6 protein-coding genes are annotated in these 5,565 nt (G+C 35.9%); all 6 read left to right on the top strand.

The window, feature by feature from the left end:
* Positions 1-2,133 precede the first annotated feature (2,133 nt).
* On the top strand, positions 2,134-2,961 hold the full coding sequence (locus Megvenef_RS07180; protein WP_322777284.1) for a BRO-N domain-containing protein: 828 nt from the start codon (positions 2,134-2,136) through the stop codon (positions 2,959-2,961).
* A gap of 177 nt (positions 2,962-3,138) precedes the next feature.
* Complete coding sequence (gene parA, locus Megvenef_RS07175; RefSeq protein ID WP_322777283.1) at positions 3,139-3,762, top strand: ParA family partition ATPase; 624 nt, start codon at positions 3,139-3,141, stop codon at positions 3,760-3,762.
* The gene (locus Megvenef_RS07170; protein ID WP_236869664.1) at positions 3,759-3,959 is read left to right on the top strand and encodes a hypothetical protein; all 201 of its coding nucleotides are present in this window, start codon (positions 3,759-3,761) and stop codon (positions 3,957-3,959) included. Before parA ends, Megvenef_RS07170 begins: the two co-directional genes overlap by 4 nt.
* Before the next feature lie 26 nt (positions 3,960-3,985).
* Complete coding sequence (locus Megvenef_RS07165) at positions 3,986-4,159, top strand: hypothetical protein (protein WP_322777282.1); 174 nt, start codon at positions 3,986-3,988, stop codon at positions 4,157-4,159.
* 11 nt (positions 4,160-4,170) lie between these two features.
* On the top strand, positions 4,171-4,389 hold the full coding sequence (locus Megvenef_RS07160) for a WGR domain-containing protein (protein WP_322777281.1): 219 nt from the start codon (positions 4,171-4,173) through the stop codon (positions 4,387-4,389).
* A gap of 15 nt (positions 4,390-4,404) precedes the next feature.
* On the top strand, positions 4,405-5,565 hold a 1,161-nt coding region (locus Megvenef_RS07155; RefSeq protein ID WP_322777280.1), incomplete at its 3' end, for a hypothetical protein.

Below are 5,565 nucleotides of genomic sequence, written 5' to 3'. Positions count from 1 at the left end.
GATTATAACTCTGCTGAGTTTGCGTATATAAAAACCAGAATGGAGAATAAATATGGTTTTAAGTTTAAGAATTACTACAAACGATTAGATGCCGTGGAACAGTGGGAGAAAGGGAGAGATCCTTTATCTGTTAAAAAAAGTGATACTAAAAAACCTAAGCTTACAACAATAAAGGATAATGACTGGATGAAATCTTATAAAGGGGAGTTATCTCCCAGTCAAGCTCTTGAAAGGTTTCACAAACTAAAAGCAGAAGAGAAAAAACAAAGATTATTGGAAGAGTTGAAAAATATAGATTTGTTATGGTGATAATTACAATCTTTGGATAATTGTTACTCAGATAAAGAAGAGCCAGATCTACACCGTTAAAAATAACGAAAGATACTAAATAGGTAACAAAAAAATGATAAACTGGAAAAACGCTAGCGTTAACATTGCTGAGCTTAAAGACTATGAATTCAACCCTAGAAAGATTGATGACAAAGAAATTGAAAAGCTAACGTCTCATATAAAAGAAGACGGTTACCATCAGCGAATAATTGTGAATAGCGATTATACGATAATAGGTGGGCATCAACGCAAGAAAGCGCTAATTGCGGCCGGATACAAAAAAAATGACGTAATTGACGTATTAATTTCCGATAGGCTGTTAAGTGCAGAAGAATTAGACCGCATTAATATCAGGGATAACTTACCGTTCGGTGAGTACGATTTCGACATACTCAGCGACAGATTTGACAAAGATACCTTGCTTGACTTTGGTATGTCCGATAATTTGTTAGTCGGCTTCGGCGAAGATAACTTGTTTGCGGAAGATGAGGCTATGTTTGATAGTGAGCTAATTGAACCTAGGGCTAAACTAGGAGATTTATACATATTAGGTAATCACCGCCTTCTTTGTGGAGATAGTACTAATGCTGAGCATGTAAGCAGATTGTTAGACGGAACAAATCCTATATTAATGGTAACTGATCCTCCATATGGAGTAAGCTATAAACCTGAATGGAGGGAAGTTGCCGGTAAAGGAGCAAGAGCTAAAGGAACAGTTTTAAATGACGATAGGTATGATTGGTCTGATGCTTATTCATTATTTACAGGAGATGTTGCATATATTTGGCATTCCTCAAGCTACACACATAAATTTGCAGAGCATATTGAAAATTGTGATTTTAAATTAATAAGTTTGATTATTTGGAGTAAGCAGCACTTTGCCTTAAGTCGAGGAGATTATCATGGCCAACACGAACCTTTATGGTACGCTGTAAAAAGAGGCAAGCAGCATAACTGGCAAGGTAAACGTGATCAGAGTACGATATGGGAGATAAATAATAATAATGTATTTGGTGGCGGTGGTGAAGAACAAACAGGACACGGTACTCAAAAACCTATTGAATGTATGTTACGTCCTATTATAAATAATTCAAAAGTCGGTGAAGGAGTATATGACCCATTTGGCGGAAGTGGTACAACTTTGATAGCTTGTGAGAAATCAGACCGTAATTGCTATATGATGGAACTATCACCTGCATACGTAGATATCATAGTACAAAGGTGGGAGAAAATCACAGGAGAAAAAGCGGTTTTGCATGAGTAAATCTTTAAACAATAAAAGAGCAAAAAAGGGCGAGATTCTAGAGCTTAACGCGGCAGAAATTTCTCAAATTGAAGCATTAGCCGTTCACGGTCATACTCAGCAAGAGATTTCCAATTATCTAGGTTTTAGCGATAGAACGTTCCGAAATATACAAAAAAGAGATGAGGATATCTTTTCCGCCTATACGAGGGGGAGAATGAAGGCTAAAAACTTTGTGAGTTCAAGGCTTATGGGGTATATTAAGAGCGATACAAAATCGGAAATGAGTCTAAAGGCAATTATATTCTATCTTAAAACACAAGGGGGTTGGTCGGAAAAGCAACATGAAGCACTATTGCCGCTTACACAGGGAGAGGCTAACGTAGTTAAAACATTAAGCAGAGAAGAATTAATAGAGAGAATTAACTTAACGAAAGAATTGATTTATTTAAAGAAAGAGTACGGAGAAACGGAATAAGTAAAAATTGTTTTATGCTTCCAAGTTCTAGAAAATATAGTGTACATAACACAAAGACACAATGAAAGGTAGCATAAATCTTATGACAGAAAACAACTTAACTATTTTTGAAGATCACAAAATCCGTAGAACCTATGATAAAAAAACTGAAACCTGGTTTTTCTCGGTTGTTGATATAGTCAGTGCATTAACTGATAGTACTAACTCTCGACGTTATTGGTCTGACTTAAAAAAACAACTCACTGAGCAAGAGGGTTTTTCTGAAGTGTACGAAAAAATCGTACAGTTGAAACTAAAAGCCCCTGATGGAAAGATGCGTGAAACAGACTGCGCTAATACCGAATCCCTATTTCGTATTATTCAATCTATCCCATCGCCTAAAGCAGAACCGTTTAAACGTTGGCTTGCTAAAGTAGGCTATGAACGTGTACAAGAAATTGCCGACCCGGAAAAATCTCTTAATAGAGCTAGAGAGAACTGGAAAAAGCATGGGCGCAGCAAACAATGGATACAGCAACGTATGCTCGGTCAAGAAACCAGGAACAAGTTAACCGATTACTGGAAAGACCATGACATTAACGAAGGTGATGAGTATGCTACTCTAACAAGTATTATTCATCAAGAATGGTCTGGAGTAAGCGTAAAAAAGCACAAAGATCTAAAGGGTTTAAAAAGCCATAATTTACGTGATCATATGACAGAGGCAGAGTTAATTTTTACTGCACTTGCTGAATTATCAACGAGGCAAATTGCAGAAAGTATAAATGCGAAAGGAATGCCGGAAAACAAGACGGCAAGTAAAGCGGGCGGGAAGATTGCCAAAGCTGCCAGAATAGAGCTTGAGAATAAAACAGGACAAAAGGTAATTTCAAACGAAAATTATTTAAAATCACCAAAGAAAATAACATAAAGAAAAACAAGACTACTAACTATCAAATGGTAAAATCACATTTGTTAAGCCAATTATTCTGCATATAGTTACACTGATTGACAAGTTATGTTGTGCTTTAATTTTAAAAGGTTTTAATTATATCTTTACTTCTTTAAACGAAGATATATACTTATCTTTATTTAAAGAAAAACATATATGAAGATAATAGCAATATTAAACCAAAAAGGCGGTGTAGGTAAAACTACCTTAGCAACTAATATCGCCACTAAATTACACTTGAATAAATCTAGAGTGCTGCTTATAGATTCAGATCCTCAGGGGTCGGCTCGTGATTGGCATGCAGCCGGTAGTAGCGACATAGCAGTTGTAGGTATGGATAGACCTACTTTAGAGAAAGATATCTCAAAAATTGCAGATAAATTTGACTGGGTTATTGTCGACGGAGCACCTCAATTAACCGACATGGCAATTTCAGCTGTTAAGTGTGCAGATCTTATAATTATACCGGTACAACCTTCTCCTTATGATATATGGGCTTCTGAAGACCTTGTAGATATAATAAAACATAGACAACAACTTACTGACGGAAATCCAAAATCATACTTTTGTATTAGTAGAAAAATAACTAACACTTCTTTAAGCAAAGAAATAGTGGAAGCTTTACAAGGTTATTCTTTGCCGGTAATGAAAAGTTATACGTCTCAAAGAATTATATATGCTAAATCGGCAGCGGAGGGTCAGACAGTTTTTGATACTAATAATAATGAAGAAATACAAGAAATCACTAATGTAGTAAATGAAATAAAAGAAATAATATGAGCTTACTAAAAACAGGGCGTCCTTCAATTAATAAGGTAAAAGCTTTCCAGCAGCTAAAAGATAAACAAGATATTATGAAGATGAATATTAATGTTGCCAAAAGCTTTCATAAAGAGATCAAGCGCTACGCATTAGAAAATGATATCACGATTACAGAATTAATACATAAATCTTTACAAGATTATATGAAGAAATAAGTATATAAAGAAAAGAGTATAAGAGTATGGAGATTATAGAAGAAATAAAAGAGTTAAGCGACGAACTGGCGAGGCTTATTAATGATATTATGCTAGATAAATCATTAAATAGCTCAGGTAAAATTACGGAAGCTCAAAGTGTAATACAGTCACTAACGGAATATTTAGTAGATTTGTCTTACGAGCTACAGAATAAATAAAAGAGGTTTCTATGGCCTTATCTTGGGGGAAAGACAATAGATATTACAAACTCCTATTTCAACCTACTTTATTTGGCACTATGGACGTAATATGTGTCTGGGGACGAGTAGGCGGTAATTTAGGCGGATATAAAGTTATCTCCTGTGATACCGAAAAAGATGTAGAGCTTAGTGTAAATAATATAAAGCAAAAAAGAAAGTATCGAGGCTATACTCTTCTAGAAGTATAGAATTTTATTATCTCTATGAAATCACAAATAACAGCTCACGTTTCTCTCCATAATTTAAACCTTTCGCTAGATAAGCTAAACGCCGAGCTTTCCCTTTACGAATTTCTAAAGCAAGCATGGCCTATTATCGAAGGTAAAACGCCTTTTATCGATAATTGGCATTTAAAAGTTATAGCCGAACATTTAGAAGCTTGTTATAGGAGAGAGATAAAAAACCTTTTAATTAATGTCCCACCTAGAACCAGTAAGACCAGTTTAATTTCAATAGCATTTCCCGCTTGGGTTTGGTTACAAAATCCTGAAGAGAGGTTTATGTATGCTTCATATGCTCATTCTCTGTCTACAGAACATTCTTTAAAATGCAGGAGATTAATAGAATCTGATTGGTATCAGGAAAGATGGGCGGATAAATATCAGTTAGCTAGGGATCAAAAGGCAAAAATGCTTTTTGAAAACAATAAAGGCGGATGTCGTATTGCAACAAGCGTTGGATCTGTTGCTACGGGTAAAGGCGGCAGTATAATTATAGTTGATGACGGGAATAATGCTCGAGACGGCGAGTCTGGGGCAAAAAGAGAAAGTACTAACAGTTGGTGGGATCAAGTATGGTCTACTCGTTTAAATAATCCTTTGCATGATGTTCGTATTGTAGTGCAGCAGAGGATTCATGAAAAAGATATTACGGGGCATATTCTAGCAAATGATACTGAGTCCGAGTGGGTTAAGCTCATAATCCCTATGGAGTTTGAAGAAAAACGAAAAGCTAAAACTGTTATATTATCTTCTACGAACGGTCAAATATGGGAAGATCCTAGGAAAAAGGAAGGGGAGCTGTTATGGCCTGAAAGGTTTCCACTCAAGATAATAAATCGATTACAACGAGAATTAGGCTCTTACGGTTACGCAGGTCAATATCAACAAAGACCAAGTCCTGAAGGTGGCGGTCACATTAAAAAAGCATGGTTTAAAAAATGGACTATGCCCAACCCACCTAAATATGAAATTATACTACAAAGCTGGGATACGGCTTTTTCAGATAAACCGGATAGCTCTTATTCTGCCTGTACCACTTGGGGAGTCTGGAGGAGTAGCGACGATTACGAAATACAAAACATAATGCTATTATCTATGTGGCGAGGAAGGGTAGGTTACCCTGAACTTAGAGAAAGAGCTAAA

Origin of the sequence: Candidatus Megaera venefica (genome assembly GCF_034554655.1) — a bacterium.
GTDB classification, from domain to species: domain Bacteria; phylum Pseudomonadota; class Alphaproteobacteria; order Rickettsiales; family Rickettsiaceae; genus Megaera_A; species Megaera_A venefica.
This window is presented reverse-complemented; position numbering and strand designations above follow the sequence as displayed.

What these genes read in the sequence shown, in the direction of transcription:
- Megvenef_RS07180 (WP_322777284.1), top strand. Translation starts at nt 2,134, where the DNA reads ATGACAGAAAACAACTTAACTATTTTTGAAGATCACAAAATCCGTAGA.
- parA (WP_322777283.1), top strand. Translation starts at nt 3,139, where the DNA reads ATGAAGATAATAGCAATATTAAACCAAAAAGGCGGTGTAGGTAAAACT.
- Megvenef_RS07170 (WP_236869664.1), top strand. Translation starts at nt 3,759, where the DNA reads ATGAGCTTACTAAAAACAGGGCGTCCTTCAATTAATAAGGTAAAAGCT.
- Megvenef_RS07165 (WP_322777282.1), top strand. Translation starts at nt 3,986, where the DNA reads ATGGAGATTATAGAAGAAATAAAAGAGTTAAGCGACGAACTGGCGAGG.
- Megvenef_RS07160 (WP_322777281.1), top strand. Translation starts at nt 4,171, where the DNA reads ATGGCCTTATCTTGGGGGAAAGACAATAGATATTACAAACTCCTATTT.